This window comes from Profundibacter sp. (genome assembly GCF_965277155.1).
GTDB lineage: Bacteria > Pseudomonadota > Alphaproteobacteria > Rhodobacterales > Rhodobacteraceae > Profundibacter.
Map to the genome: position 1 here is coordinate 72582 of NZ_CBDIBV010000002.1, position 26392 is coordinate 98973.

Consider the following 26392-nt stretch of genomic DNA (forward strand, 5'->3'; position numbering starts at 1 on the left):
ATTGGGTGGCATATCATGGCGGTGTTGACGCGCCGCGATTCTCAGAGAGAAAAGGATATGCCACATGGAAGACGATACTATTTTGGAGTTTACCGATCCAGCCGGAATTTCACCTGATCCGCTGACGGATATCTTGCGCAAAGGCGCGCGGGATCTGTTGGCACAGGCGGTCGAGGCCGAGGTTTGTGATCTGATGGCGCAACACGCGCATTTGAGGGATTCGGCCGGTCGCCAGCGCCTTGTTCGCCACGGATACCTGCCGGAGCGCGAGGTGATGACGGGGATCGGCCCTGTCCCGGTGAATGTGCCTCGGGTGCGTGATCGTGGCACGGGGGCGGAGAAGATCAGGTTCACCTCGACGCTTCTGCCGCCGTATCTGCGCCGGGCAAAGTCGGTCGAGGAGTTGTTGCCCTGGCTCTATCTCAAAGGTATTTCCACGGGTGATTTCGGCGAAGCACTGGCGGCCCTTCTGGGGCCTGATGCGGGTGGTTTGACATCGAGCACGATTTCGCGCCTGAAGGCGGAGTGGTGGGCAGAATACGAGCGTTGGAACCGGCGTGACCTGTCGGCCAAACGCTATGTGTATTTCTGGGCCGACGGGGTTTATTTCAAGCCGCGCACGGATGCTGACAAGCAATGCATGCTGGTGATCATCGGCGCGGACGAGTGGGGTAACAAGGATGTTCTGGGCCTCGTGGACGGGTATCGAGAAAGCAGCCAGAGCTGGCGTGAACTGCTGCTGGACTTGCAACGTCGTGGCCTCAGAAAAGCCCCTGATCTGGCCGTTGGTGATGGCGCGCTCGGCTTCTGGAACGCCTTGCGGGAGGTGTTCGGTGAGACCCGGGAGCAGCGCTGCTGGGTGCATAAAACCGGCAACGTCCTGAATGCCATGCCGAAGTCGCTGCAAGCCAAAGCCAAGGGCCATCTACAGGACATCTGGATGGCCGAGAACAAACGGGACGCCGAGGCCGCGTTCAATTTCTTCATCGAAGCCTATGGCGTGAAATACGAGCGTGCCGTGGGGAAGCTGACCAAGGACCGGGACGTGCTGCTGACCTTCTACGACTTCCCTGCCGAGCACTGGAAACACATCCGCACATCCAACCCCATCGAAAGCATATTTGCCACCGTGCGGCACCGAACGAAGAAGACCAAAGGCTGCCTCGGGCGCAAGACCGCCTTGGCAATGACCTTCCGCCTGATGATGTCGGCAAAGAAGAAATGGCGTAAACTCGACGGCGCATTCCGATTGCCGGAAATCATCGAAGGGGTTGAATTTAAGGACGGGATCAAGCAGGAAAAACATGCCGCCTGATTACTGCGTCACCAACTTTTGGGCATAGCTCCGCTATCCGGTAATTCCGATTCTTTTGCTAGGGTATGTTCCGCGCACGGCTTTGCCAAGCCAAACCGCTGCGGTATCGCGCCGCATCATTGCGCAAGTGCCAGACAGTTATCCGGCACCCAACCTTTTTGCCCCCGTTCATTTTCACACCAGGACCAATCGTTTAACCGATCTGTAATGGCGAGGGTTTCCTCGGCTTTCACCGTCAGTTCTTTTGTGTCGAAATCCTTTGTCACACAGTTGGTTTCGCCCATCCGCAGGGTGTCGAAAACCTGCACTGGCAACCAGCCGGACAAGCCGCTTTCATTGGTGCACCAAACCCAGCCTTGCCAGCCGCCATCGTCTTTCTTGATGGCCCGTAGTCGATCACCCCGCGCCACTTTCAGCGCGGGGTGATAGCTTTGCGTCCAATCCTTTTGGACACGGACGCGCATCAGGCGTGAATCGCGCCATCCCCACAGGCAAGTGCTGCTTCGCGTACGGCTTCGGAACAGGTGGGATGCGCGTGGCAGGTCAGGGCGATGTCCTGAGCCGAGGCGCCGAATTCCATCGCCACGCAAATCTCGTGGATCATCTCGCCGGCGTTGGGGCCAAGGATATGCGCACCCAGAATACGGTCTGTCGCCTGATCGGCCAGAATTTTCACAAAGCCTTCGCCGGCGAACATTGCCTTGGCGCGGGCATTGCCCATGAAGGGAAATTTGCCAACCTTATAGGCGCGACCGGCTTCTTTCAGTTGCTCTTCGGTCTGGCCAACGGTTGCGACTTCGGGGTTGGTGTAGACCACACTGGGGATCACGCCATAGTTCACATGCCCCGCCTTGCCCGCCAGAACCTCGGCCACGGCCATGCCTTCATCTTCGGCCTTGTGGGCGAGCATCGGGCCGTCGATCGCATCGCCGATGGCATAGATACCGGCGACATTGGTGGCCCAATGGGCGTTGGTCTGGATCTGGCCGCGGGGCGAGGTTTCAACCCCGAGTGCCTCAAGACCCAGCCCGTCGGTGAAGGGTTTGCGGCCTGTGGCCACCAGAACGACGTCGGCATCAAGGACCGCCTCGGTATCGTTTTTGCGCAGTTTATAGCTGACTTTGGCCTTGGTTTTGGTGGTGGAAACCGATTGCACAGCCGCCCCCAGAATAAACTTAAGGCCCTGTTTTTTCAGGCTTCTTGCAAAGGCCTTGGAGATTTCGCCATCCATGCCGGGGGTGATGTGGTCAAGGAATTCAACCACTGTCACCTCGGCCCCCAAGCGGGCATAGACCGAGCCCATTTCAAGGCCGATCACACCGGCACCGATGACGACCATTTTCTTTGGCACCTTGGGCAGGGACAACGCACCGGTCGAGGTGACGACAATCTTTTCGTCCACTTCAACGCTAGGCAGGGATGTGGCCTCGGAGCCGGTGGCGATGATGATGTTCTTGGTGTCATAGATATCATCGCCGACCTGAACCTTGCCTGCGGCGGGGATGCTGGCCCAGCCTTTGATCCAGTCTATCTTGTTCTTTTTGAACAGGAATTCGATGCCCTTGGTGTTCTGGCCGACGACGTCTTCCTTGTAGGATTGCATCTGTTTCCAGTCGACCGAGGGGGATTTGCCTTTCAGACCCATCTTGGTGAAATTATGCTCGGCTTCGTGCAGCATGTGGGAGGCGTGCAGCAGGGCCTTGGAAGGGATGCAGCCCACGTTCAGGCAAGTGCCGCCCAGGGTTTCGCGCCCCTCGACACAGGCGGTTTTCAGGCCCAGCTGGGCACAGCGGATGGCACAGACATAGCCGCCGGGGCCGCCGCCGATGATGATCACGTCATAGGATGGCATTTGGGATTCTCCTTGGGGAAAAATGGGGTCTGATTTGCGTTGGATGGGGAAGGGGGCGCTGCCCCCTCTTGGCGTGCCGCCAATTCACCCCCGGGATATTTGTGGAACAGTAATGCATCAGATCAGGGCCGTAACAAGCATGGTGACGGTGGCTATGGTGGCCATGCTCCAGATCAGCGAGCGCAGGTAGGGGATGCCGGAGATGTAGGCGGGGACATAAATGATGCGGGCAATCAGGTAGGTCCAGGCGCAGGTGACGGTCAGCGGGGTGGATTTATCGCCCAGCGTGATGACCAGCACGGCGATGGTGAACAGGGCCAGCGCGGCATAGTGGTTGTCCAGCGCGCGATCCAGACGGCCGGCGATGCCGGTTTTAAGGTGCGGCACATCACGGGGACCGGCGCCGTATGCCAGGCCGGTCTGGGCATCGACAAACAGAATGGTCAGGGCCATTTGGGCGACCTGCAGCAGGGCGGCGTAGGTGAGGATTGTGAGTTCGGGGGTCATTAGTCACTATGCTCCCACTCGGTTAAATCACCTATTGGTCGTGGAAGTCGGCCTTCCAACCATTCCTTGGCTAATTCTGGCCTGAAATCATTTACGTGGCATTCAATAATCCACGTAAGGAAATCTTCTGGCCCGCCATTCATATAGGGTGGTGGAGACGTCGGCTTGAATACAGTCGGAAGTTTCTCGGTGAAAGATACATTGTTTAAAACATACCCATATTCTTGCACAACCTGCCAAGCAAGATTGTGATGAATATCAATCTCCATTCTCACCCACCAGCCTTGTTCCGTAGTTTCTGCGGATAAGAATTTTGCCGCAGGCGTTTTTCCAATAAAATCAGAAAGTGTTTGAAATATAGGATTGAGAGGTTCCGTCTGAGCATTTGAGTATTCTACAACATCACCAAGGACAGTAGTCTCTGACGCAGCCTTTTTATTCTGCTTAGAAAACAAATGTGGAAGTTTCATAGCCACTCCTTGATTCGACCCGCCTTGAAATGGGTAGTAGGGCGGGGTTCACCCCGCCGCTGTTTACAAATCCATCAACAATCGGCGCGGATCCTCCAGCGCCTCTTTTACCCGCACGAGGAACGTTACAGCCCCCTTGCCGTCCACAATCCGGTGGTCATAGCTCAGCGCCAGATACATCATCGGACGGATCACCACTTCGCCATTGATTGCGACGGGGCGGTCCTGAATTTTGTGCATCCCCAGAATACCCGATTGTGGCGGGTTCAGGATGGGCGAGGACATCAGCGAGCCGTAAACACCACCGTTGGAGATGGTGAAACTGCCGCCCTGCATTTCCGCCATCGACAGTTTGCCCGCGACGGCCTTTTGCCCCAGCTCGGAAATTTTCTTTTCGATATCGGCGAATGACATCTGGTCGGCGTTGCGCACCACTGGCACCACAAGGCCGTTGGGGGTGCCCACGGCCACGCCCATGTGGACGTAGTTTTTATAGACCACATCGGTGCCGTCGATTTCGGCGTTCACGTCGGGGACTTCTTTCAGGGCGTGGATGCAGGCCTTGGTAAAGAAGGACATAAAGCCCAGTTTGACGCCGTGTTTTTTCTGGAACAGGTCTTTGTATTCCTTGCGGATGTCCATCACCGCACTCATGTCGACCTCGTTATAGGTGGTCAGCATGGCGGCGGTGTTTTGCGATTCCTTCAGACGGCGCGCGATGGTCTGGCGCAGGCGGGTCATTTTCACCCGTTCCTCGCGGGCCGCATCATCGGCCGAGACCGGCGCGCGTGGGGTGGCGGCGGGAGCGGCCGCCAAAGCGGGGGCCGGTTTGGAAGCGGCGTTCAGCACGTCTTCTTTCATGATGCGTCCATCTTTGCCGGTGCCGGTGACCTGATCAGGGGTCAGGCCCTTTTCGGCCATCAGTTTGTTGGCAGAAGGGGCGTTTTCAACGTCTTTGCCGGTGACCGGTGCCGCAGCGGGGGCTGGGGCAGAGGCCGGAGCGCTGGCAGTGGCAGATGCGCCTGCGCCAGCGGCGATCACGGCGAGTTTGCCGCCAGCCTGCACGGTTGCCCCGTCAGGGGCGAGGATTTTGGTTAAGGTGCCTGCGGCGGGGGCCGGGACCTCGACCGAGACTTTGTCGGTTTCCAATTCGCACAGCATTTCGTCTTGGGCCACGGTGTCGCCAACCTGTTTGAACCATGTGGCGACGGTGGCCTCGGTGACGGATTCACCCAGCGTGGGCACCATCACGTCAATAGTGCTGGCGGGTTCCGCTGGCGTTGCAGCGGGGGCAGGGGCCGCGGCTGCCGGTGCGGGTTTGGCACCTTCGCCCTCGGTCAGGGTGGCCAGCAGGGCGTCGACGCCAACGGTTGTGCCTTCGGGGGCGACGATTTCGGCCATCACGCCAGCGGCGGGCGAGGGCACCTCGACGGTGACCTTGTCGGTCTCCAGTTCGCACAGCATTTCGTCAACGGCGACGGCATCGCCGGGTTTCTTGAACCATGTGGCGACGGTGGCTTCGGTGACGGATTCACCAAGGGTGGGGACGCGAATTTCGATGGTCATGGGATTATCCTTTGATCGTCAGCGCGTCGTCAATCAACGCGGCTTGTTGTGCTTTGTGGGTTTTGCCAAGGCCGGTGGCCGGCGATGCCGAAGCCGGGCGGCCAGCGTAGGCCGGGCGTTTGGATTTGGCTTTGATGCGGCCAAGGACCCATTCGATATTGGGCTCCATAAAGGTCCAGGCCCCCTGATTTTTGGGTTCCTCCTGACACCAGACGACATCGGCGTTCTTGAAGCGTCCCAGTTCCTTGGACATGGCCATGGCGGGAACGGGGTAGAATTGTTCAACCCGCAACAGGTAGATGTCCTTTAGGCCGCGTTTGTCGCGTTCTTCCAGCAGGTCGTAGTACACTTTGCCCGAACACATCACCACACGTTTGATTTTGCTGTCCGCCACCAGTTTGGTGTCGGATGTGCCCTTTTGTGCGTCATCCCACAGGATGCGGTGGAAGGACGATCCGGTGATGAACTCGGCCTTGTCAGATACCGCGCGTTTGTGGCGCAGCAGGGATTTGGGGGTCATCAGGATCAGCGGCTTGCGGTAAGTGCGGTGCATCTGGCGGCGCAGGATGTGGAAATAGTTGGCCGGTGTGGTGCAGTTGGCAACCACCCAGTTGTCCTCGGCGCTCATTTGCAGATAGCGTTCCAGACGGGCCGAGGAGTGTTCCGGCCCTTGCCCTTCAAATCCGTGCGGTAGCAGGCAGACAAGGCCTGACATGCGCAGCCATTTGCGTTCGCCGGACGAAATGAACTGATCGAACATAATCTGAGCACCATTGGCGAAATCGCCGAACTGCGCTTCCCACAGGGTCAGGGCGTTGGGTTCGGCCAGTGAATAGCCATATTCAAACCCCAGCACCGCATATTCCGACAGCATAGAATCGATCGCTTCGAAATGGGCCTGCCCGCCACGGATGTTGTTCAGTGGGTAATAGCGTTCTTCGCTATCCTGATTGATCAGGGCCGAATGGCGGTGGCTGAATGTGCCACGGGTGGAATCCTGACCCGCCAGACGGACGGGAAAGCCTTCGGTCAGAAGCGAGCCAAATGCGAGCGCCTCGCCGGTGGCCCAGTCGATGCCTTTGTCTTCGTCAATCATCGCCTTTTTGGCACCCAGCATTCGGGCAACGGTTTTATGCACCGGATAGCCATCGGGAATATGGGTCAGCGATGCGCCGACTTGGGCATAGGTTTCTTCGGGGATGGCGGTTTGGCCGCGCTGGTAATCATCGTCGTGTTTGGACAAGTGTTTCCAGCGGCCATCCAGCCAGTCGGCTTTGTTCGGTTTATAGTCCTTGCCGGCCTCGAATTCCTCGTTCAGGTGGGCCTGAAACGCGGTTTTCATTTCCTCGATTTCACCCTCGGGGATCAGCCCGTCGCGGATCAGCCTTTCGGTATACAGTTGAAGGGTGGTTTTCTGGGTTTTGATCTTTTTGTACATCAGGGGGTTGGTGAACATCGGTTCGTCCCCCTCGTTATGGCCAAAGCGGCGGTAACAGAACATGTCGATCACCACGTCCTTGTGGAATTTCTGGCGGAATTCGGTGGCCACTTTGGCCGCGTGCACAACCGCCTCGGGATCGTCGCCGTTTACATGGAAAATCGGTGCTTCGACCATCAGCGCGATGTCGGTCGGATAAGGTGACGAGCGGCTGAAATGCGGGGCGGCGGTGAAACCGATCTGGTTGTTGACCACGATATGGATCGTGCCGCCGGTGCGGTGACCAGTCAGGCCCGACAGGCCGAAACATTCGGAAATCACGCCCTGACCGGCAAAGGCCGCATCGCCATGCAGCAGCAGCGGGATGACGCTGGATCGTTCCTTGTCGTGCTTTTGGTCCTGCTTGGCGCGGGATTTGCCCAGAACCACGGGGTTCACGGCCTCGAGGTGGCTGGGGTTGGCGGTCAGTGACAGGTGAACAGATTCACCACCAAACGAACGATCAGAGGAAGCGCCAAGGTGATATTTCACATCGCCCGAGCCATCCACGTCTTCGGGCTTGAAACTGCCGCCCTGAAATTCGTTGAACACGGCGCGATACGGCTTGGCCATCACGTTCACCAGCACCGACAGGCGGCCACGGTGGGGCATGCCGATGACGATTTCCTTGGCGCCCAGGTCGCCACCGCGTTTGATGATCTGCTCCATCGCGGGGATCAGGCTTTCGCCGCCATCCAGACCGAACCGTTTGGTGCCCATGTATTTCACATGCAGGAATTTCTCGAAGCCTTCGGCCTCGACCAGCTTGTTCAGGATGGCTTTGCGGCCTTCGCGGGTGAACTGGATTTCCTTGCCGTAGCCCTCGATCCGTTCTTTCAGCCAACCGGCCTGTTCGGCATTGGAAATATGCATGTATTGCAGGGCAAAGGTGCCGCAATAGGTGCGTTTCAGAATATCGACGATCTGGCGCATCGAGGCCATTTGCAGACCCAACACATTGTCGATGAAAATCGGGCGGTCCATGTCGGCCTCGGTAAAGCCGTAGGATTCAGGCTCTAGCTCGGGATGGGGTTCACGACCGGCCAGTCCCAGCGGGTCCAGATCGGCGGCCAGATGGCCACGGATGCGGTAGGCGCGGATGATCATCAGGGCGCGGATACTGTCCAGCACGGCGCGCTTGATCTGGTCCTCGGAAACCTCGATCCCCTTGTCATCTGCCTTGGCCAGAATTTTCTCGGCCACTTCGGCAGGCTTGGCATCTTCGATGGGCCATTGGCCATCCAGCGCATGCGTCAGATCGTCATTTGGGACCGGCGGCCAGTCGGCACGCGCCCACGACGGCCCCGAGGCCTCGGCCTTGACGGCCATGTCATCGTCGCCCAATTCCTTGAAAAACGCCTGCCACGCCGCATCGACCGCGTTCGGGTCATTGGCATATTGCGCGTAAAGCTGCTCGATATACTCCGCATTGTGCCCTTGCAGGAACGAGGAGTTGTGGAAGTCTGAGGTGGTCGGTTGGTCGGTCATGATGGGACCTCGTTAGGGTTGGGGCCATATTTGTTGGGGGTGGTTTACCCCTTGCATATTACCGATAGCACTCTTGCGCTGGGGTAATATTGTGGTGTGGGGTGTGGGCTGTCTTTTGAGGAGACAACTGTTTGATTGGTATAGGCACATATTTTGGCCGGAGCTGCTGCCAGTTTGGCAGGCGTGGTGTATTTAGGCTCGTAGAAAATATTGGTTTTTCTATAACCGTTTGGAGTGTCGCTGAAACCACTTTGGGAACCAACATAGGCGTCCGCATCGAGACCGGATGCGCCATAAACCGTATTGGCGAACCGATCACTGGCTTTGTCTGGCGGGGTGTTTTCCACACAGCCGGTTAAAGCAATAGCCATACCAAGCAGACAAGTTTTCAAATGTTTCATTATATACTCCTGTTAAAAAATTACCCTATCGCTTCCAACACAGCCTCACCCAACCCCGCAGGACTGTCTGCCACCACGATTCCAGCCGAACGCATCGCTTCAATCTTGCTTTCCGCATCGCCCTTGCCACCGGCGACAATCGCGCCCGCGTGGCCCATGCGGCGGCCCGGAGGGGCGGTGCGGCCGGCGATGAAACCTGCGACAGGCTTCCAGCGGCCTTTCTTTTTCTCGTCGGCCAGAAATTGTGCGGCTTCTTCTTCGGCAGAGCCACCGATTTCACCGATCATGATGATGCTTTGGGTTTCAGGGTCGGCGAGGAACATCTCCAGCACGTCGATATGTTCGGTGCCCTTGATCGGGTCGCCGCCAATGCCCACAGCGGTGGACTGGCCCAGACCCATGTCGGTGGTCTGCTTCACGGCCTCATACGTCAGCGTGCCGGAACGCGAAACCACGCCGCAAGAGCCGCGTTTGTGGATGTGGCCGGGCATGATGCCGATTTTGCAGGCGTCAGGGGTGATCACACCGGGGCAGTTCGGCCCGATCAGGCGGGATTTCGAGCCATCCAGCGCGCGTTTGACTTTCATCATGTCCAGCACGGGGATGCCTTCGGTGATGCAAACGATCAGCTCCATTTCCGCATCAATCGCTTCCAGAATACCGTCAGCGGCAAAGGGGGGCGGGATATAGATCACGGAGGCGTTGGCTTCGGTCACCGCCTTGGCCTCGTGAACCGAGTTGAACACCGGCAGGTCAAGGTGGGTCTGCCCGCCCTTGCCCGGTGTCACGCCGCCAATCATTTTGGTGCCATAGGCGATGGCTTGTTCAGAATGAAAGGTGCCTTGCGAGCCGGTGAAGCCCTGACAGATTACCTTGGTGTTTTCGTCGATGAGTATCGCCATTTTCGGCATTTCTCCTGTTTGATACCAGAGTGTGGTCTGGCCTTATTAATTAGCAAATAGAGTCAGTATCGCGCCATTGCTATGGACTTTGGCACCGTTGGCGATGACAACCATGCCCTTACGGGTTTTGAGGTTAATCTGCCCACCACCACGAGAGCCGCCTATGGATTTTGCACCGACTTTCGGGAGCAGAAGCATGGCAGCTTTTGATGCAGCTGTTTCACTTAGTTCACCATTGTCAAAACTGACAGCACATATGCCACTTAAAAGAGTCATATCGATGGAGTGGGTTTTGTGGCTGGCAGATAAGAACGTATCGGTGCTGTCGCCGGTCAACGCGATGCTCTTGTCTTTGTTAATTGCGCGGATAACGCTGGCGCGGTTCGTGCCGGTTTTGAAACAGACGTTCATAAAGACAGTCGTGGCCATTGCAGCGGTGGCTACCGCGCGACCCTGGCTGTCATGGGTGCGTGGGCCAGGATCGCCACAGGCCGCCAGCGCAAGCATGGATAATGTGAAAGCAGCGGGTTTGAGTGTGGCTATTTGCATTTGTTGTGTCTCTTCCTTGGCTATTGTTTTACCGTCGAGAGGCTGATGCTCCCGCTCTTGTGGTCAACCTGAACCGCCAAGTGGCCACTTTTGTATTTATAGAAAACAAATCCACCGCCTCTTATGCCCGCCGGGCGGGTTTTTATGCCTGCGACGGCATTCATAAGGGTTGCAGCGATAAGGGCTTCTTTTTCCTGATCACCAGCCGGTGTGTAAGTGATGGTGCAATGCCGTGATCCGGTCAGATCACTAACAGAACCCGACATTGCGACTGTGGTGTGCTTGAAGGATGTTATTTTGATCCCTTCAACCGCAAAGGTGTTTTCCTCGGGCACAAATACGGGTGATGCACGGAATGCAGCGATGTTGCGTGAGGTGTTGAATGGCGATTTCAGGCAGATTTTCTGGAATTGACCAAAAGCCTGACCAGTAGTGGCATAGGGTTTGGCGGGTTTGCTGGGGGCTGATCCACCACCAGCCGTCATGCAGCCTGACACCAAAAGGACGCCAAATATTGCAGCAATTGTTTTTGCTGCGCGATATCTATTACCCGTACTCGGCATAATTTACCCCTTCACCGCCTTCACAATCTTCTCGGCTGCATCCGACAGATTATCCGCCGCAATCACATCCACATCCGAATTGTTGATGATCGCCTTGCCCTCTTCCACCTTGGTGCCTTCCAGACGCACCACCAGCGGTACTTTCAGGCCGACTTCTTTTACCGCTGAAACCACGCCCTCGGCGATCACATCGCAGCGCATGATGCCGCCGAAGATGTTGACCAGAATGCCTTTAACGTTGGGGTCCGATGTGATGATTTTGAAGGCTTCGGTGACCTTTTCCTTTGTCGCGCCGCCGCCAACGTCCAGAAAGTTGGCCGGTTCCGCGCCATACAGTTTGATGATGTCCATTGTCGCCATCGCCAGGCCGGCGCCGTTTACCATGCAACCGATTTCGCCATCCAGCGCGATATAGTTCAGGTCGTATTTGCTGGCTTCCAGTTCTTTTGGGTCTTCCTCGGTTTCGTCGCGCAGGGCGGCGATGTCGGCATGGCGATACAGCGCGTTGTCGTCAAACCCCATCTTGGCGTCCAGACATTTCAGGTCGCCCTTGTTTGTTACGATCAGCGGGTTGATCTCCAGCATCTCCATGTCTTTTTCATTGAACATTTTGTAAAGCGTGCCCATCAGCGCGACGCATTGTTTGACCTGCGCCCCTTCCAGTCCCAGCGCAAAAGCGATGCGCCGGCCGTGGAAACCCTGATAGCCGGTGGCGGGATCAACCGAAAAGGACAGGATTTTTTCGGGGGTCGATGCGGCGACCTCTTCGATGTCCATACCGCCCTCGGTCGAGCAGACAAAGGAAATGCGGCTGGTTTGACGATCAACCAGCAGGGCCAGATACAGTTCGGTTTCAATGCCGGCGCCATTTTCGATGTAGATGCGGTTGACCTGTTTGCCGACGGGGCCGGTCTGATGGGTGATCAGGGTGCGGCCCAGCATTTTCTTGGCTTCTTCGGCCGCTTCGGATACCGATTTGGTCAGGCGAACACCGCCCGCATCGCCTGCGTCGGCTTCCTTGAATTTGCCTTTGCCGCGACCACCCGCGTGGATCTGCGCCTTAACCACCCAAAGCGGGCCGTCAAGTTCGCCGGCGGCGGTTTTGGCATCTTCGGCCTTCAGAACGGCGCGACCGTCTGAAACGGGTGCCCCATAGGTGCGCAAAAGTTCCTTGGCTTGGTATTCATGAATGTTCACTGGACTGTCCCATCAATGGCTTCGGTTTCGTGTCAGTAAACATGAACGGATCAGGTAAATAAATGATTTTTCGTGGTTTAACGAGGAAGTGAAGTGTATTTCTGCAATTTGTGATCACACCTGCAATAAGTGTGATCACAAACATGATTTTGATTCGTTTTCTTGTCCGTTTGGTTTAATTCAACAAGAAGGACATCAGGAAGATGTTGCCGCCTGTCAGGTCTTCGAACCGGCGCAGGCTGTCACCCGAAATGACGGGGCCGCGTTCCAGATAGGGCAACAGGCCCGAACCTTGCACCCATGTCACAATATCCACCACCGGCGGGTCCATGAACAGCTTTTTCACATTCACCCCGCCCGCAGGCGATATACGCCAGTACTCGATTAGCAGATCACCATTCAGCAGGGCTTCGGCGTTGGCCAGAACGCCCTGCCATGCGGCCCCGGTGCCTTTTGGAAATTCGAACCCAAGGGCGGCGGTCTGGTTGTCATTGGGGATCCACTCGCGTTCGTTATCGGTTTCCTGTGCCACGGCGGCCCAGAACAGCTTGTTTTGTGCAATCATGCTTTGCAAATGGTCATAGGCGGCGCGGGTGTGGGTGGCGTCGGGTTGTTTGTTCAGCGCGCCATAGGCCATCGCGAACTGGTCGACCCAGCCGCCAAACTGATCGCGTGAAGTCGAACTCATAATTTCATTTACTGGTGCAAACCCTAAATTAGTATTTCCACGCAGTTCAATCATTTTTGCGTTGGCGTTCATCACGCTCGTAATCGCCTCGGTCGGATCAAACGCCACCACCATTTCACCGGTGGCCGAAACCATGTGGGTATAGGCCGTCAGCCAGGCCACATCGGCGGTATCAAACCGCACGTCCATTGGCGGGATGCCATCCATTTCACCATAATTGATTTCACCCATCAATGTATTTGCGCCAACCTCGACCACACCTTCGCCAAGGTCGCGTTTGCCGTTCATGTTGATATCAAACCACAGATTGGCAAGGTTCAGATCCAGCGCCACATCGGCCCCTTCGGGGATTTGCGCCAAAGCCGCGCGGCTGGCGTCCATGTCGGTCAGCAATTCGGTGAACAGGCCGGTGATCAGATCGGCACGGAAGGGTTTGGCGTCGGGGTTTGGCGGCACCGGCAGGCGCAGCACGGGCAGGTCCAGATCGTCAATCGTGGCGTTGTATTCCCAACGGACCTGCAGGGTTTTTTCAATCCCGCGCAGGAATTGCAATGCGCCAAGGGCGAATTGGTCGGACGGGGTTTTGCCGGATTGGGCGCCCAGTTGCTCAACCGCGCCTTGCAGTCCGTTTTCGGCCACAAGGGTGTTTGTATCGGCCAGCGCAGAGGTGGCCATTAGGGTGAGCGTTAGGGGAAGAACGAGCCGCATGGGAATACTCCTGATAAAACAAAAAGGCACCCCAATAGCGTGGGGTGCCTTTTAGTGTTTGGGGCTGACCCAGATAACTACTTCAAGTAACGCTTAACCCATTGTCTTAGCTGCAATAACTGAGCTGAAGGGTCACTGTTGTTGAAACGCCACTCGCATTCCTTCAAATATAGCCCAAATTGGGCCTTGGGGACACCGTTAAATCGGCGCATGTGGCGCTTGGCTTGGTTCCAGAAATTCTCGATGCCATTGATGTGGTTGTGACGGTCTGCAAAGAGCTTGGAATGGTTGATGCGAAAGTGGTGGAAGTCTGACACATCCAGCACATTATAACCGCGCCAACAATCGGAATAGACGATGGAATCCGGCACGACTTTGCGCTCTATGATCGGGATCAGAGTGGCGGATTTGGCGTCCGGGATGATCTTGGTGTAAACCTTCCCACCCCTTTTTAATATACCAAAAACGGGAATTTTACCTGCCGCACCACGCCCGCGTTTACCTTTGCGTTTGCCGCCAAAGTAGCTTTCGTCCACTTCTATTTCTCCGCCGAACATAGCTTGGCTTTCCGCCTCCAGCTCATAGGCGATTATCTCGCGCAGGCGTAGAAAATAAAACGCTGCGGTCTTGCGGTTTACACCACACAAACTGGCTGCTGTTCGTGCTGTCGATCCCGAAACAAAATGCTCCGTAAGACGGTCTTGCTTGTAGTGGCTCAGGCGACTCTTTCTCATGCTTCCCATCATAACCTCTTTTTAGGTTATCTGGGTCAGCCCCTAGTGTTTTACAAGTCAGGAATACCTTAACCCAGTGACGGGTCGATTTCCTTACAGGCCGCAACCAGACCTTTGACCGCCTCGACTGATTTGTCGAACATGGCCTGTTCTTCCTTGTTCAGCTTAATGTTGACGATCCGCTCGATGCCGCCGGCACCGATTACGGTGGGCGCGCCGACGTAAAAGCCGTCCAGACCAAGGGCGCCGTCCACATAGGCGGCACATGGCAGGACGCGTTTTTGGTCTTTCAGGTAAGCCTCGGCCATTTCGATGGCGGAAGTGGCGGGCGCATAATAGGCCGAGCCGGTTTTCAGCAGGCCGACGATTTCGGCACCGCCATCACGGGTGCGCTGGATGATGGCGTCCATCTTGTCCTGTGTGGTCCAGCCCATGTCCACCAGATCGGGCAGCGGGATGCCGGCGACGGTGGAATAGCGTTCCAGCGGCACCATTGTGTCGCCGTGGCCACCCAGAACGAAGGCGGTGACGTCGCGCATGGATACATTGAATTCCAGCGACAGGAAGTGGCGGAAACGGGCACTGTCCAGCACACCGGCCATGCCGCAAACCTTGTTGTGGGGCAGGCCCGAGAATTCACGCAGCGCCCAGACCATCGCGTCCAGCGGGTTGGTGATGCAGATCACGAAGGCGTCGGGCGCGTGTTTAGCGATACCTTCACCGACCGATTTCATCACTTTCAGGTTGATGCCCAGCAGATCGTCGCGGCTCATGCCCGGTTTGCGGGCGACGCCGGCGGTGACGATGCAGACGTCTGCGCCAGCGATGTCGGAATAATCTACGGTGCCTTTCATGGTGGCGTCGAAGCCTTCGGCGGGGCCGGCTTCGGCAATATCAAGGGCTTTGCCCTGCGGGATGCCGTCGGCGATGTCAAAGATGACAACGTCGCCCAGTTCTTTCATTGCTGCAAGGTGGGCAAGGGTGCCGCCGATTTGTCCGGCACCGATAAGGGCGATTTTGGCTCTGGCCATGGTGTGATCTCCTGATCCGTTTAATCCGCTGATTGCGTATCCATTCCTGATCTCGCGCGCAAGGCATTTGAAAGACCTCTGCATGAGGCCATGGCTTTCGGTTGAAGCAAGATTTCGGCCGCCCACCTTGCGCCCCTGCGGGTCCGGCGGACAGACGGGTGGCGGGGTTTGGGGCTATGCGATTGCGGGGGTTTGCGGGTTGAGGGTGATCCTGTTTGCGGCCTTGAGCAGGTTTTGCGCGATGGCGGCCATGACCATCTGGGCATGCACCCTGGCGCGCCCGAAATATCTCGCCCGCTGCAGGCCGAAGAGGCGTTTCATCGTGCCGAAAGTCTGCTCGATGCGGAAGCGGCGTTTCGAAATCAGCCGGTTGAAGCGTTTCTCCGATTGCCGCAGGGGGCGGCCGCGCGCTGCCTTGCGCAGGATGCCGTCGCGGTATTTGCCGCGCAGCATCTGGCGGTTGGCCTTGCTCGCATAGGCCTTGTCGGCCAGCACCCGCTGCGCCTTTGCGCCCGCGATCATGGTGGCGAATTCGGGGCTTTCGGCGGCATTGGCGGGCGTGGTGTGCACCTTGTCGATAAAGCCCTCTTCGTCGCAGCGGGCAAAGCCCTTGTAGCCGAGCGTGCTCTTGCGGCCCTTCTTGACCCAGCGGGCATCAGGGTCGGCGCTGAAATGCAGCTGTGCCCCGTCGGGTGAGACCTCGGGCGGATCATCCGGCGTCCCTTCCCTTGCCCCGTCCTCTGCCCGGTCCTGCGGGGCGTCGATATGGGTGCGCGGGCGCGCCGCCGCCGCGATCAGGGTCGCATCAATGATCGCCGCCTCAGCCTCTTTCAGCTTCAGCCCATGCGCCTCGATCTGGCGGCAGACCTCGGCCAGCAGCTCATCGTAAACGCCACCCCGGACCAGCGCATTGCGGAACCGGCAGTGGGTCGTCTCATCCGGCACCGACGCGTGCAGATCGAGCCCGCAGAACAGCATGAAATCCAGCCGTACCTTCAAGGCCCGCTCCAGCTTCGGGTCGCTCAGCCCGTGCCACTGGCCAACCAGAAGACACTTGAACAGAACCAGCGGATCATAGCCCTGAGGCCCGATCCCCGAGCGCCCCAGACCGCGCCGCAGGATCGGCAAAAACGAGTTCCAATCCATCAGCGCGTCGATCTTCGACAGAACGTCATCCGCGCCGATCCGTGCCGCCGCTTCGTGCAGGAAAAGGTCCATCTATTCACCCCAGAGATTTCCCGGCTAGCTTACCAAAACGGCCAACCCGGGGGAATCCCGATGTTATGCAGAGGTCTTTTTGAACAGTCTGCGCAAGAGTCGTCAAATCCGGAAAACTGAATATGTGGGCGGCCGTGATTGCGCCATGCTGCGCATGTCGCCGCAGGCTCGCCCCTGTCGGGGCTCGCGGAGGTGCCTTGGGTAGAGGTATTTGAAGCAAGAAGAAGGAAGTTGCGATTCTCGGCTTGCGTAATGGTGCTGAAATGGTGCTGATTGCGCAAGATTGTTTCAAGGAGGCCGAATCATGGACACCCACGCCCGCCCGTTCCGTTCCGTTCTATACATCCCCGCATCAAAGGTGCGTGCGCTGGAAAAGGCGCAAGGGCTGGCCACAGACGCGATCATTTTCGATCTGGAGGATGCGGTGGCTGTCGAGGAAAAGGCGGCGGCGCGCGGGATGCTGGCCGAGGCTTTGACGCAGGATTACGGTGCGCGGTTCAGGATTGTGCGGATCAACGGGCTGGATACCGAATGGGGGCGCGAGGATACGGCAGTGGTTCGCGGTGCCGATGCGGTGCTGTTGCCCAAGGTGAATTCCGCGGCCGATGTCGAGGCGTTGGCCGCAATGGTCGGGGATATGCCGGTCTGGGCGATGATGGAGACTCCACTAGGGATATTGAACGCAGCCGAGATTGCGGCGCACAGCCAGTTGCGCGGCATGGTGATGGGCACCAATGATCTGGCCAAGGATCTGAATTGCCGCTTTCGGGTGGATCGCGAGCCGTTGATCACCAGCCTGCAGATGTGTCTGCTGGCCGCCCGCGCCCACGGGGTGGTGGCAATTGACGGGGTTTACAATGCGTTCAAGGATGATGTCGGACTGCGGCAGGAATGCGAGCAGGGCCGCGATATGGGGTTTGACGGCAAGACGCTGATCCATCCGGCGCAACTGGCTGAGGCAAATTCGGTGTTTGCACCATCCGATGCCGAAGTGGAACTGGCGCGCCGCCAGATCGCGGCCTTTGAAGAGGCCGAGGCGGCAGGGCAGGGGGTGGCCGTGGTGGATGGCAAGATCGTCGAGAACTTGCATATTGTCACCGCACAGCAGACACTGGCCAAGGCAAAGATGATTGCCGCATTGGAAGGATAGCGAATGGGATTACTGATTGCCGGAGTTGCGCTGTGGGTGGCTGCGCATTTCTTTAAACGTCTGTTGCCGGGGGTGCGGGCGTCGATGGGGAATGCGGGCAGGGGGCTGGTGGCGCTGGCCTCGGTCGCTGCGATTGTGCTGATGGTGATCGGGTATCGCGGGTCCGAGACCATTCCCGTTTACACGCCAATGCCCGGAATGGGGCATGTGAACAATCTGTTGATGCTGGTATCGCTGTTCATGTTTGGCGCGGGGTCGTCGCGTGGCTGGGTGGCGGCAAAGGTGCGCCATCCAATGCTGTGGGGCATGGTGATCTGGGCGGGGGCGCATTTGCTGGTGAACGGCGATGTCGCATCCTTGATCCTGTTCGGCGGGCTGGGCCTTTGGGCGCTGATCCAGATGGTGTTGATCAACCGCGGCGAAGGCGCGTGGGATCGGCCGGAGCCGGGACCTTTCTCCAAGGATATCAAGAATTTCGCGATTGCGCTGGTGTTTTATGCACTGATCACCGGCGTTCATATCTGGCTGGGCTACAGCCCGTTTCGGGGGACTTATCCATGAAGCTGTATCGTTTACTGACCGAGGATGACACCGCCGCCTTTTGCCACAAGGTAAGCGAGGCGCTGAGCAAGGGGTGGGAACTGTATGGTTCCCCGACCTATGCCTTTGACCATGCCAACGGCGTGATGCGCTGCGGGCAGGCGGTAACCAAAGAGGCGGATGTGGAATATTCATCCGATCTGAAGCTGGGGCAGCAATAATGAGCAAGACGACAGCAGGGCGGTTTTTCGAGGATTACAAGCTGGGCGAGGTGATCGACCACGCGGTGCCGCGCACGGTTTCGGGGGGCGAGCGGGCGCTGTATCATGCGCTCTATCCGGCGCGTCATGCGCTGGCCTCGTCCGACGAATTTGCGCGCGCTTGCGGGCTGCCGACTTCCCCGATGGATGACCTGATCACATTCCATGTGGTGTTCGGCAAAACCGTGCCGGATATTTCGCTGAATGCGGTGGCCAATCTGGGCTATGCCGAGGCGCGGTGGCTGAAGCCGGTCTATGCGGGGGATACGCTGCGATCCAGTTCCGAAGTGATCGGGTTGAAGCAGAATTCCAGCGGCAAGAACGGCGTGGTCTGGGTGCGCACAACCGGCACCAACCAGCATGGTCAGGCGGTGCTGGAATATGTGCGCTGGGTGATGGTGAAAAAGCGTGATCCGGGGGTGGCAGCGCCGGAAACGGTGATCCCGGAACTGGCGGGGGCGGTGCCAGCGGATCAGGTGGTGGTCCCCGAGGGGCTGAATTTCACAAATTACGATTTCACACTGGCGGGCGAGCCACACCGGCTGGGCGATTACACGGTGGGCGAGCGGATCGACCATGTGGACGGGGTGACGATTGAAGAAGCCGAACACATGATGGCAACGCGCCTGTGGCAGAACACAGCCAAGGTGCATTTCGACGTGACGGCGCGACCAGATGGCAAGCGGCTGATGTATGGCGGGCATATCATTTCACTGGCCCGCGCCCTTAGTTTCAATGGTTTGGCTAATGCGCAGATGATCGTTGGCCTGAACGCAGGCGCCCATGCCAACCCCTGTTTTGCAGGTGATACAGTGCGGGCCTGGTCCGAAGTTCTGGACGTGGCAAAAACGAAGGCCCCCGGTATCGGGCTGATCCGGTTACGGACCGTGGCAACCAAAGGGGCGGCGTTTGAACTGCGCGGCGAGGGCGGGAAGTACCTGCCGGATGTGTTGCTGGATATTGACTATTGGGCGGTGATGCCGGTTTAATCAGGCTATGAAAAAGTTAGGGGCTGACCCAGATAACTACTTCAAGTAACGCTTAACCCATTGTCTTAGCTGCAATAACTGAGCTGAAGGGTCACTGTTGTTGAAACGCCACTCGCATTCCTTCAAATATAGCCCAAATTGGGCCTTGGGGACACCGTTAAATCGGCGCATGTGGCGCTTGGCTTGGTTCCAGAAATTCTCGATGCCATTGATGTGGTTGTGACGGTCTGCAAAGAGCTTGGAATGGTTGATGCGAAAGTGGTGGAAGTCTGACACATCCAGCACATTATAACCGCGCCAACAATCGGAATAGACGATGGAATCCGGCACGACTTTGCGCTCTATGATCGGGATCAGAGTGGCGGATTTGGCGTCCGGGATGATCTTGGTGTAAACCTTCCCACCCCTTTTTAATATACCAAAAACGGGAATTTTACCTGCCGCACCACGCCCGCGTTTACCTTTGCGTTTGCCGCCAAAGTAGCTTTCGTCCACTTCTATTTCTCCGCCGAACATAGCTTGGCTTTCCGCCTCCAGCTCATAGGCGATTATCTCGCGCAGGCGTAGAAAATAAAACGCTGCGGTCTTGCGGTTTACACCACACAAACTGGCTGCTGTTCGTGCTGTCGATCCCGAAACAAAATGCTCCGTAAGACGGTCTTGCTTGTAGTGGTTCAGGCGACTCTTTCTCATGCTTCCCATCATAACCTCTTTTTAGGTTATCTGGGTCAGCCCCAAAAGTTATTTTATCTGTTTATTGCTCTGGTGGTGCCCGCAGCTTTGTTTGCGGCCGATGATATCAACAAACAGGTCGACAAAACCCCAAAGGAACAGCCCACGCTGATCGACAAGCAGGATGACGGCAAGCAGGGAAAACCCGTGGCGCTGGCACTGGACCCGCAACAGTTCGAATTCGTGCGCACCAATCTGGTCTCCACATTCTATCATGAATTGGCCCATGCGCTGATTGACATGATGGACCTGCCGGTTCTGGGACAGGAAGAGGACGCTGCAGATGTGTTCAGCGTTGTGGTGATCGAGCAGTTGTTCAAGCCACAAGAGGCGCTGACGATCAATTCGGGCGGGGCGATGGGGTTCAAGGTGGATGCCGATGACCGCATGGGCAAAGGGCGCGAATGGGATTGGGCCGATGAACATGGCCCCGATATGCAGCGGTATTACAATATCGTCTGCCTGACATATGGCAGTAACCCCGACAACCGCACAGAATTCGCCGAGAAAATGGGCCTGCCATTGGAGCGAGCGGAATATTGCAACGGGGAATATGACCTTGCAAAGCATGGTTGGGACCCGATTATCAAACGGATCGAGGACGCCAAATCAGGCGAGCCGGTTTCCTTTCACCAATCCGCCCGCACGGCCTTGCAACAGCGCGCAGCCGAGGTGATCGAGGCCGAAGTCAAACTGGTAAACGAGAAGTTCAATCTGCCCAAACGCTTGCGGGTGACGGTGAAGAGATGCAGTCGCGGCAGCAATATGTATGCCTTCTATTCCTCAAGCCGTCACAAGATCACCGTTTGCACCAATTATATCGACGAGTTGTATCGCACCGCGCCCAAGTAGATATTTGTGATCACGCAAGGGTAGCGTGTGATCACAAATGGAAAAATTCAACAAAATCGTGTGATTATTTGCGCTAACATTGTGCCGGATCGCGTGACTCGGGCAAATTATAGCGCTATTCATACAGGATAAGATGAACAAATCTAGCCGACCACAGGCGCTTGATCCTGAAGGGGTATAACCAATGGCAGACGCAAATCAGGGCAATCGCCCGCTTTCGCCTCACCTGCAAATCTATCGTCCGCAAATCACATCCATACTGTCGATCCTGAATCGTCTGACCGGCGTTGCGATGTCGCTGGCCGCTGTGCTGATTGCATGGTGGTTTCTGGCCGGTGCAACCGATGCCGCCTATTATGATGTGGCCAACGGGTTCCTGACCTCGTGGTTCGGAATTCTGATCATGGTCGGCTCGCTCTGGGCGTTCTGGTATCACTTCTTTGGTGGCTTGCGTCACCTGCAATGGGATTCCGGCAAGGGTATGGGAATGAAGGCTGTTCGGCGGTCGGGAATTGCGGCGGTGGTGTTGTCGGTTGTGGCAACATTGCTGTGCATCCTGCTGGCGCTGTAAGGGGAACGAAGATGTCATATTTAACCGATCGCAAACGTGTATCCGGCCTGGGTGTTGCCCGCGGCGGAAACGCGCATTTCATTTCCCAGCGGCTTACGGCGATTGCGCTGATCCCGCTGTCGCTGATGTTTCTGTTTCCGTTTATCGGCACCCTGGGGGCGGATCATGCCACCATGCTGAAAACATATCAGCACCCCTATAACGCCATCGTGGCGGTGATGTTTTTCATCGTGCTGTGCAAGCACCTGCATCTGGGCATTCAAGTGGTGATCGAGGATTACGTCCACGCGCCACGCCTGTTGATGGGGTCGTTGATTCTGAATCGTCTGTTCTGGGGGGCAACGGCTGTGACCGCTGTTTTCTCGATCGCCAAAATCGCCTTTAGTGCCTGAGCCGGAGAAGTAACATGGCTGCTTATAAATACGAAACCCACGATTATGATGTTGTGGTTGTTGGCGCCGGTGGCGCTGGCCTGCGTGCGACTTTGGGGATGGCTGAACAGGGATTGAAAACCGCCTGTGTGACCAAGGTATTCCCGACCCGTTCCCACACGGTGGCTGCACAAGGCGGGATTGCCGCAAGCCTTGGCAATATGGAGCCGGACAGCTGGCAGTGGCATATGTATGACACGGTCAAAGGCTCGGACTGGCTGGGTGATAACGACACCATCGAATACGTCGCCCGCGAAGCACCGCGCGCGGTATATGAACTTGAACATTACGGTGTGCCTTTTTCCCGCACCACAGATGGCAAGATTTACCAGCGCCCGTTTGGTGGCCACACCACCGAATACGGCGAAGGCAAGCCGGTTCCGCGCGCCTGTGCGGCGGCTGACCGGACCGGCCACGCGATGTTGCACACGCTTTATGGCCAAAGCCTGAAACACAACGCAGAATTCTATATCGAATATTTCGCGCTGGATCTGATCATGGATGACAACGGTGCCTGCACCGGGATCATGGCATGGAAACTGGACGATGGCACGATGCACCGCTTTAACGCCAAGATGGTTGTTCTGGCCACGGGCGGGGCGGGGCGCACCTATTTCAGCTGCACATCCGCGCATACCTGCACGGGTGATGGTGGTGGCATGGTGGCCCGCGCCGGATTGCCGTTGCAGGATATGGAATTCGTGCAGTTCCACCCGACAGGCATCTACGGCATGGGCGCGCTGATCACCGAAGGGGTGCGCGGCGAAGGCGGTTATCTGACCAACTCGGAAGGCGAGCGGTTCATGGAGCGCTATGCGCCCACCTTCAAGGATCTGGCCAGCCGCGATGTTGTCAGCCGTTGCATGACAATCGAAATCCGTGAAGGACGCGGTGTTGGTCCACTGAAGGACCATATCCACCTGAACCTGAGCCACCTGCCCCCCGAAGTGATTTACGAGCGCCTGCCCGGCATCGCCGAAAGTGCCCGTATCTTTGCCGGTGTGGATGTGACCAAGGAGCCGATTCCGGTTCTGCCCACGGCGCACTATAATATGGGCGGCATCCCGACAAACCACATGGGCGAGGTGATCAACCCCGTCAAAGGCAACCCCGACGCAATTGTCCCCGGATTGATGGCCGCGGGCGAATGTGCCAGTGCTTCGTTGCACGGGGCAAACCGTCTGGGCACCAATTCACTGCTGGATCTGGTGGTTATGGGCCGCGCAACCGCGATCAAGGCCGGGGAAATCATTGATCCCAAGGCCCCTGTTCCGCACGCGTCCGAAGACAAGATCGACGCCATCTTCGAGCATTTTGACCGGATTCGTCAGGCCGATGGCAGCAAAACGACAGCCGAACTGCGCCTGAAGATGCAGCGCGCCATGCAGGAAGATGCCGCAGTGTTCCGCACCAGCGAAACCCTGAAAGAGGGCTGTAAAAGGATCAGTGATATCTGGGACGAGATGAAGGACATCAAGGTCACAGACCGTTCACTGGTCTGGAACAGCGATCTGATGGAAACGCTGGAGCTGGAAAACCTGATGGCCAATGCGCTGACCACAATCTATGGCGCCGAAGCCCGCAAGGAAAGTCGCGGAGCGCACGCGCACGAGGATTTCCCGGATCGTGGGGACAAGGATTGGCGCAAGCATACGCTGGCAACCGTGGATGCGGACGGCAAGGTTAAAGTCAAATATCGTCCGGTTCATGTTGACCCGCTTACCACATTGAAAGAGGGCGGTGTTGATATGAAGAAATTTGCACCAAAGAAAAGGGTTTATTGATGGCTGTTCTGAAAACCTCCTCTGTTGCACTGGTTCTGGGTGGCGTGGTTCTGGCGGGATGCGTCAAACCTGAACCGCCTAAGGATTACATGCTGACCTGTTTGCATGAAACGGGGGCCAAAGGCTTTTATGTACGCTCGACCGACAAGGTCGGGGTGAATGGTTTGCCCGTGATCCTGCCTGCTGCAGGCGGGGACGCGCGCGGGGCAGTTCTGATGAACGCCTGCGTCGAGCAGCATAACCGCGAGGCGGGCACATTGCCCAACCCCGCCGGTCCGACCGCGCCCAAGATGATGTCGAATGGCAAATTGTCGGTACCGCAAGGTTATGATCTGTCGGCCGAAGACGTGGCGCTGTGGAAAACGCTGACGCTGGAACAGCAAAAGCGCGCTTATGAATTTCTGAAATCAGGCAGCACGATCCAGTCGTCGCTGTTGGAGGATTAGGATATGTTGCGTGCCTTGGCGATTGGACTAACAGTGGTTTCGCTTTCGGGATGTGTCACGGACGGGATCGTTCAGGACACCTCGCGCGAGGCGGCAAAGCGGGTGGTCACCCCGATCGTGGTTGACAAATTCCCCGGTCGTAATACCGAGGCCTATAGCAATTGCATCATCGACAACGCCACCACGGACGAGATTTTCAGCCTCGCCAAGGCGGCGGTGACGGGGGTTGATCAAAGCACCGTGAATACGGTGGTCACTATCAGCACCCGCGGGGATACGCTGAAATGTTTCTTAAAGACCGAGCTTGGCTCGGGTCTGGGATAGGACTGAAAGATATGGTTGAATTCACACTTCCGAAAAACTCGCGCATTGTAACGGGCAAAACATGGCCCAAACCTGCGGGCGCAACCAACCTGCGGAAATTCAGCATTTACCGCTATAATCCGGACGAGGAAAAGAACCCCCGCGTCGATACCTATTTCGTGGATATGGACACATGCGGCCCGATGGTTCTGGACGCGCTGATCAAGATCAAGAACGAGATTGATCCCACGCTGACCTTCCGCCGTTCTTGCCGCGAAGGCATCTGCGGATCTTGCGCGATGAATATCGACGGGATCAACACGCTGGCCTGTATTTACGGCATGGACGAAATCAAGGGCGATGTGAAAATCTATCCATTGCCGCATATGCCGGTGGTCAAGGATCTGATCCCGGATTTGACCAATTTCTATGCCCAGCACGCCAGCATCATGCCGTGGCTGGAAACCTATACCAATCCGCCCGAAAAGGAATGGCGCCAGTCGATCGAGGATCGCAAGAAACTGGACGGGTTGTACGAATGTGTGATGTGCGCGTCCTGTTCTACGTCCTGCCCGTCCTACTGGTGGAATTCCGACCGTTACCTTGGTCCGGCGGCGCTGTTGCATGCCTATCGCTGGATTATTGACAGCCGTGACGAAGCCACGGGCAAACGTCTGGACGGGTTGGACGATCCGTTCAAACTGTATCGATGCCATACGATCATGAACTGCACCAACACTTGCCCCAAAGGGCTGAACCCCGCCAAGGCGATTGCCGAGATCAAGAAACTGATGGTCGAGCGGGCGGTTTAAGCAGGGTGACGAAAGCACCGGAAGATGCCGGCAAACGTCGTGCGGTTGAACCGGTGATCTGCTATCCGGCAGAGGGTCTGCCATTGCCGGATTTAGCGTTGTATCAGGCGGCACGGCTTGGGGCTGTTAAGGTTTGCGAGGTTCTGGTGCTGCCGCGTGATGCGGCCTGTTTCCATGTTCCGGCGGGCAGTTTCTTTCGGATTTCCTGTGTGGAGGGTCCGCAGGTTGGTGATCTGAACTTGTGGAACACAAACGATCTGTCCGAGCGGTTCTATTCCGGCAAAACCCGCGCCCTGCACGGCACCCATCTGACCACGGGGGAACGGATGTGGAGCAGTTTTCCGCATCTGCGCCCGATGGCAACGATTGTGGCCGATACGCTGGATTGGTACGGGATTGATGAATTTGGCGGATCGGTCCATGACGTGATCGGCACGCGGTGCGATCCTTATACGCATAACCTGCTGAGTGGCGGAGATTATCACCATTGCTGCCATTCCATCCTGACCCGCGCATTGGCGGCGGAAACGGGGCTACCGCTGGATCAGGCCGAGGCCCATGTGCATGACGTTTTGAATGTGTTCATGTGCACCGGATTCACCCGTGACACGGGACAGTATTTCATGAAGGCCAGTCCGGTGCGGGCGGGGGATTATCTGGAATTTTTCGCCGAGATTGATTTGCTCGGGGCGCTCTCGGCCTGTCCGGGCGGGGATTGTTCGGAAGAGCATTCTTCGGATGTGGCAGCGTGTTATCCGCTACTGGTCGAGGTGTTTCAGCCTGCTGTCGGGGCGCTTGAGGGGTGGTCATCGCCCGCGCGCAACGGCTATTGCGGCGGGCATGGGGCGTAAGAAAG

The 26392-nt window shown here is 57.2% G+C and carries 29 protein-coding genes; 13 read left to right on the top strand and 16 right to left on the bottom strand.

All coding sequences use genetic code 11. The features are described 5' to 3' along the window. Window positions 1-64: 64 nt before the first annotated feature. Window positions 65-1315: an IS256 family transposase gene (locus tag ACQY4M_RS01190; protein ID WP_428539230.1), complete on the top strand. Its 1251-nt coding sequence runs from the start codon at window positions 65-67 to the stop codon at window positions 1313-1315. A 116-nt stretch (window positions 1316-1431) separates the two neighbouring features. Here ACQY4M_RS01190 and ACQY4M_RS01195 read toward each other — a convergent pair whose 3' ends face one another. The 15 genes from ACQY4M_RS01195 to ACQY4M_RS01265 form a co-directional block, all read right to left on the bottom strand. Further along, entirely contained in the window at window positions 1432-1779 is a 348-nt protein-coding gene (locus tag ACQY4M_RS01195; RefSeq protein WP_428539780.1) for an SH3 domain-containing protein, read from the bottom strand. Further along, the gene (gene lpdA, locus ACQY4M_RS01200) at window positions 1779-3167 is read right to left on the bottom strand and encodes a dihydrolipoyl dehydrogenase (protein ID WP_428539783.1); all 1389 of its coding nucleotides are present in this window, start codon (window positions 3165-3167) and stop codon (window positions 1779-1781) included. The genes ACQY4M_RS01195 and lpdA overlap by 1 nt, the downstream gene beginning before the upstream one ends. A gap of 117 nt (window positions 3168-3284) precedes the next feature. Then, window positions 3285-3674, bottom strand: coding sequence for an MAPEG family protein (locus ACQY4M_RS01205; protein WP_428539786.1), 390 nt, complete (start codon window positions 3672-3674; stop codon window positions 3285-3287). After that, entirely contained in the window at window positions 3674-4144 is a 471-nt protein-coding gene (locus ACQY4M_RS01210) for a hypothetical protein (RefSeq protein ID WP_428539789.1), read from the bottom strand. Before ACQY4M_RS01210 ends, ACQY4M_RS01205 begins: the two co-directional genes overlap by 1 nt. Window positions 4145-4207: 63 nt before the next feature. Then, complete coding sequence (gene odhB / locus ACQY4M_RS01215) at window positions 4208-5710, bottom strand: 2-oxoglutarate dehydrogenase complex dihydrolipoyllysine-residue succinyltransferase (protein WP_428539792.1); 1503 nt, start codon at window positions 5708-5710, stop codon at window positions 4208-4210. A 4-nt stretch (window positions 5711-5714) separates the two neighbouring features. Next, a complete protein-coding gene (locus tag ACQY4M_RS01220; RefSeq protein WP_428539795.1) occupies window positions 5715-8675 on the bottom strand; it encodes a 2-oxoglutarate dehydrogenase E1 component in 2961 nt (986 codons plus the stop codon). 44 nt (window positions 8676-8719) lie between these two features. Further along, entirely contained in the window at window positions 8720-9076 is a 357-nt protein-coding gene (locus ACQY4M_RS01225) for a hypothetical protein (RefSeq protein ID WP_428539798.1), read from the bottom strand. 20 nt (window positions 9077-9096) lie between these two features. Beyond that, on the bottom strand, window positions 9097-9978 hold the full coding sequence (gene sucD / locus ACQY4M_RS01230) for a succinate--CoA ligase subunit alpha (protein ID WP_428539801.1): 882 nt from the start codon (window positions 9976-9978) through the stop codon (window positions 9097-9099). Window positions 9979-10023: 45 nt separating this feature from the next. Continuing rightward, window positions 10024-10527, bottom strand: coding sequence for a hypothetical protein (locus ACQY4M_RS01235; RefSeq protein ID WP_428539804.1), 504 nt, complete (start codon window positions 10525-10527; stop codon window positions 10024-10026). Window positions 10528-10547: 20 nt separating this feature from the next. Then, entirely contained in the window at window positions 10548-11090 is a 543-nt protein-coding gene (locus ACQY4M_RS01240) for a hypothetical protein (RefSeq protein ID WP_428539807.1), read from the bottom strand. 3 nt (window positions 11091-11093) lie between these two features. Beyond that, complete coding sequence (gene sucC, locus ACQY4M_RS01245) at window positions 11094-12287, bottom strand: ADP-forming succinate--CoA ligase subunit beta (protein WP_428539810.1); 1194 nt, start codon at window positions 12285-12287, stop codon at window positions 11094-11096. A gap of 175 nt (window positions 12288-12462) precedes the next feature. Continuing rightward, window positions 12463-13683, bottom strand: coding sequence for a hypothetical protein (locus ACQY4M_RS01250; protein WP_428539813.1), 1221 nt, complete (start codon window positions 13681-13683; stop codon window positions 12463-12465). 77 nt (window positions 13684-13760) lie between these two features. Beyond that, window positions 13761-14417 carry an IS1595 family transposase gene (locus ACQY4M_RS01255; RefSeq protein WP_428539609.1) on the bottom strand — a complete coding sequence of 219 codons (657 nt, stop codon included), beginning with the start codon at window positions 14415-14417 and terminating at the stop codon, window positions 13761-13763. 68 nt (window positions 14418-14485) lie between these two features. After that, window positions 14486-15448: a malate dehydrogenase gene (gene mdh / locus ACQY4M_RS01260; RefSeq protein ID WP_428539816.1), complete on the bottom strand. Its 963-nt coding sequence runs from the start codon at window positions 15446-15448 to the stop codon at window positions 14486-14488. Between the two features lie 174 nt (window positions 15449-15622). Continuing rightward, window positions 15623-16666, bottom strand: a complete 1044-nt coding sequence (locus ACQY4M_RS01265; protein ID WP_428539221.1) for an IS5 family transposase — start codon at window positions 16664-16666, stop codon at window positions 15623-15625. A 304-nt stretch (window positions 16667-16970) separates the two neighbouring features. Here ACQY4M_RS01265 and ACQY4M_RS01270 point away from each other — a divergent pair, with 304 nt between their 5' ends. From ACQY4M_RS01270 to ACQY4M_RS01285, 4 genes are read left to right on the top strand one after another with little or no spacing between them, the layout of a single operon-like run. Then, window positions 16971-17816 carry an HpcH/HpaI aldolase/citrate lyase family protein gene (locus ACQY4M_RS01270; RefSeq protein WP_428539819.1) on the top strand — a complete coding sequence of 282 codons (846 nt, stop codon included), beginning with the start codon at window positions 16971-16973 and terminating at the stop codon, window positions 17814-17816. Between the two features lie 3 nt (window positions 17817-17819). Next, window positions 17820-18377 (top strand): NnrU family protein, encoded by a 558-nt coding sequence (locus ACQY4M_RS01275; protein ID WP_428539822.1) that lies wholly within the window; start codon window positions 17820-17822, stop codon window positions 18375-18377. Beyond that, on the top strand, window positions 18374-18577 hold the full coding sequence (locus ACQY4M_RS01280; protein ID WP_428539825.1) for a DUF1737 domain-containing protein: 204 nt from the start codon (window positions 18374-18376) through the stop codon (window positions 18575-18577). Before ACQY4M_RS01275 ends, ACQY4M_RS01280 begins: the two co-directional genes overlap by 4 nt. Beyond that, a complete protein-coding gene (locus ACQY4M_RS01285; RefSeq protein WP_428539828.1) occupies window positions 18577-19605 on the top strand; it encodes a MaoC family dehydratase in 1029 nt (342 codons plus the stop codon). Before ACQY4M_RS01280 ends, ACQY4M_RS01285 begins: the two co-directional genes overlap by 1 nt. Before the next feature lie 36 nt (window positions 19606-19641). On the opposite strand, the gene ACQY4M_RS01290 is transcribed toward ACQY4M_RS01285, so the two are convergent. After that, window positions 19642-20298 carry an IS1595 family transposase gene (locus tag ACQY4M_RS01290; RefSeq protein ID WP_428539901.1) on the bottom strand — a complete coding sequence of 219 codons (657 nt, stop codon included), beginning with the start codon at window positions 20296-20298 and terminating at the stop codon, window positions 19642-19644. An 87-nt stretch (window positions 20299-20385) separates the two neighbouring features. On the opposite strand from ACQY4M_RS01290, the gene ACQY4M_RS01295 reads away from it, so the two are divergent. The 8 genes from ACQY4M_RS01295 (at window position 20386) to ACQY4M_RS01330 (ending at window position 26387) form a co-directional block, all read left to right on the top strand. Further along, complete coding sequence (locus ACQY4M_RS01295; protein WP_428539831.1) at window positions 20386-21189, top strand: DUF4344 domain-containing metallopeptidase; 804 nt, start codon at window positions 20386-20388, stop codon at window positions 21187-21189. A gap of 184 nt (window positions 21190-21373) precedes the next feature. Beyond that, window positions 21374-21760 carry a succinate dehydrogenase, cytochrome b556 subunit gene (sdhC, locus tag ACQY4M_RS01300; RefSeq protein WP_428539834.1) on the top strand — a complete coding sequence of 129 codons (387 nt, stop codon included), beginning with the start codon at window positions 21374-21376 and terminating at the stop codon, window positions 21758-21760. Window positions 21761-21771: 11 nt separating this feature from the next. Continuing rightward, window positions 21772-22152 carry a succinate dehydrogenase, hydrophobic membrane anchor protein gene (sdhD, locus tag ACQY4M_RS01305; RefSeq protein ID WP_428539837.1) on the top strand — a complete coding sequence of 127 codons (381 nt, stop codon included), beginning with the start codon at window positions 21772-21774 and terminating at the stop codon, window positions 22150-22152. Window positions 22153-22166: 14 nt separating this feature from the next. Continuing rightward, a complete protein-coding gene (sdhA, locus tag ACQY4M_RS01310; protein WP_428539840.1) occupies window positions 22167-23975 on the top strand; it encodes a succinate dehydrogenase flavoprotein subunit in 1809 nt (602 codons plus the stop codon). Then, entirely contained in the window at window positions 23975-24421 is a 447-nt protein-coding gene (locus ACQY4M_RS01315; RefSeq protein WP_428539843.1) for a hypothetical protein, read from the top strand. The genes sdhA and ACQY4M_RS01315 overlap by 1 nt, the downstream gene beginning before the upstream one ends. Window positions 24422-24454: 33 nt before the next feature. Further along, entirely contained in the window at window positions 24455-24745 is a 291-nt protein-coding gene (locus ACQY4M_RS01320) for a succinate dehydrogenase (protein WP_428539846.1), read from the top strand. Window positions 24746-24756: 11 nt separating this feature from the next. After that, window positions 24757-25536, top strand: a complete 780-nt coding sequence (locus ACQY4M_RS01325; protein WP_428539849.1) for a succinate dehydrogenase iron-sulfur subunit — start codon at window positions 24757-24759, stop codon at window positions 25534-25536. A 5-nt stretch (window positions 25537-25541) separates the two neighbouring features. Continuing rightward, window positions 25542-26387, top strand: a complete 846-nt coding sequence (locus tag ACQY4M_RS01330; RefSeq protein WP_428539852.1) for an urea carboxylase-associated family protein — start codon at window positions 25542-25544, stop codon at window positions 26385-26387. Window positions 26388-26392 lie beyond the last annotated feature (5 nt).

Coding starts and splice junctions, on each gene's coding strand:
- ACQY4M_RS01190 (WP_428539230.1), top strand. CDS start 65: ATGGAAGACGATACTATTTTGGAGTTTACCGATCCAGCCGGAATTTCA.
- ACQY4M_RS01195 (WP_428539780.1), bottom strand. CDS start 1,779: ATGCGCGTCCGTGTCCAAAAGGATTGGACGCAAAGCTATCACCCCGCG.
- lpdA (WP_428539783.1), bottom strand. CDS start 3,167: ATGCCATCCTATGACGTGATCATCATCGGCGGCGGCCCCGGCGGCTAT.
- ACQY4M_RS01205 (WP_428539786.1), bottom strand. CDS start 3,674: ATGACCCCCGAACTCACAATCCTCACCTACGCCGCCCTGCTGCAGGTC.
- ACQY4M_RS01210 (WP_428539789.1), bottom strand. CDS start 4,144: ATGAAACTTCCACATTTGTTTTCTAAGCAGAATAAAAAGGCTGCGTCA.
- odhB (WP_428539792.1), bottom strand. CDS start 5,710: ATGACCATCGAAATTCGCGTCCCCACCCTTGGTGAATCCGTCACCGAA.
- ACQY4M_RS01220 (WP_428539795.1), bottom strand. CDS start 8,675: ATGACCGACCAACCGACCACCTCAGACTTCCACAACTCCTCGTTCCTG.
- ACQY4M_RS01225 (WP_428539798.1), bottom strand. CDS start 9,076: ATGAAACATTTGAAAACTTGTCTGCTTGGTATGGCTATTGCTTTAACC.
- sucD (WP_428539801.1), bottom strand. CDS start 9,978: ATGGCGATACTCATCGACGAAAACACCAAGGTAATCTGTCAGGGCTTC.
- ACQY4M_RS01235 (WP_428539804.1), bottom strand. CDS start 10,527: ATGCAAATAGCCACACTCAAACCCGCTGCTTTCACATTATCCATGCTT.
- ACQY4M_RS01240 (WP_428539807.1), bottom strand. CDS start 11,090: ATGCCGAGTACGGGTAATAGATATCGCGCAGCAAAAACAATTGCTGCA.
- ACQY4M_RS01250 (WP_428539813.1), bottom strand. CDS start 13,683: ATGCGGCTCGTTCTTCCCCTAACGCTCACCCTAATGGCCACCTCTGCG.
- ACQY4M_RS01255 (WP_428539609.1), bottom strand. CDS start 14,417: ATGAGAAAGAGTCGCCTGAGCCACTACAAGCAAGACCGTCTTACGGAG.
- mdh (WP_428539816.1), bottom strand. CDS start 15,448: ATGGCCAGAGCCAAAATCGCCCTTATCGGTGCCGGACAAATCGGCGGC.
- ACQY4M_RS01265 (WP_428539221.1), bottom strand. CDS start 16,666: ATGGACCTTTTCCTGCACGAAGCGGCGGCACGGATCGGCGCGGATGAC.
- ACQY4M_RS01270 (WP_428539819.1), top strand. CDS start 16,971: ATGGACACCCACGCCCGCCCGTTCCGTTCCGTTCTATACATCCCCGCA.
- ACQY4M_RS01275 (WP_428539822.1), top strand. CDS start 17,820: ATGGGATTACTGATTGCCGGAGTTGCGCTGTGGGTGGCTGCGCATTTC.
- ACQY4M_RS01280 (WP_428539825.1), top strand. CDS start 18,374: ATGAAGCTGTATCGTTTACTGACCGAGGATGACACCGCCGCCTTTTGC.
- ACQY4M_RS01285 (WP_428539828.1), top strand. CDS start 18,577: ATGAGCAAGACGACAGCAGGGCGGTTTTTCGAGGATTACAAGCTGGGC.
- ACQY4M_RS01290 (WP_428539901.1), bottom strand. CDS start 20,298: ATGAGAAAGAGTCGCCTGAACCACTACAAGCAAGACCGTCTTACGGAG.
- sdhC (WP_428539834.1), top strand. CDS start 21,374: ATGGCAGACGCAAATCAGGGCAATCGCCCGCTTTCGCCTCACCTGCAA.
- sdhD (WP_428539837.1), top strand. CDS start 21,772: ATGTCATATTTAACCGATCGCAAACGTGTATCCGGCCTGGGTGTTGCC.
- sdhA (WP_428539840.1), top strand. CDS start 22,167: ATGGCTGCTTATAAATACGAAACCCACGATTATGATGTTGTGGTTGTT.
- ACQY4M_RS01315 (WP_428539843.1), top strand. CDS start 23,975: ATGGCTGTTCTGAAAACCTCCTCTGTTGCACTGGTTCTGGGTGGCGTG.
- ACQY4M_RS01325 (WP_428539849.1), top strand. CDS start 24,757: ATGGTTGAATTCACACTTCCGAAAAACTCGCGCATTGTAACGGGCAAA.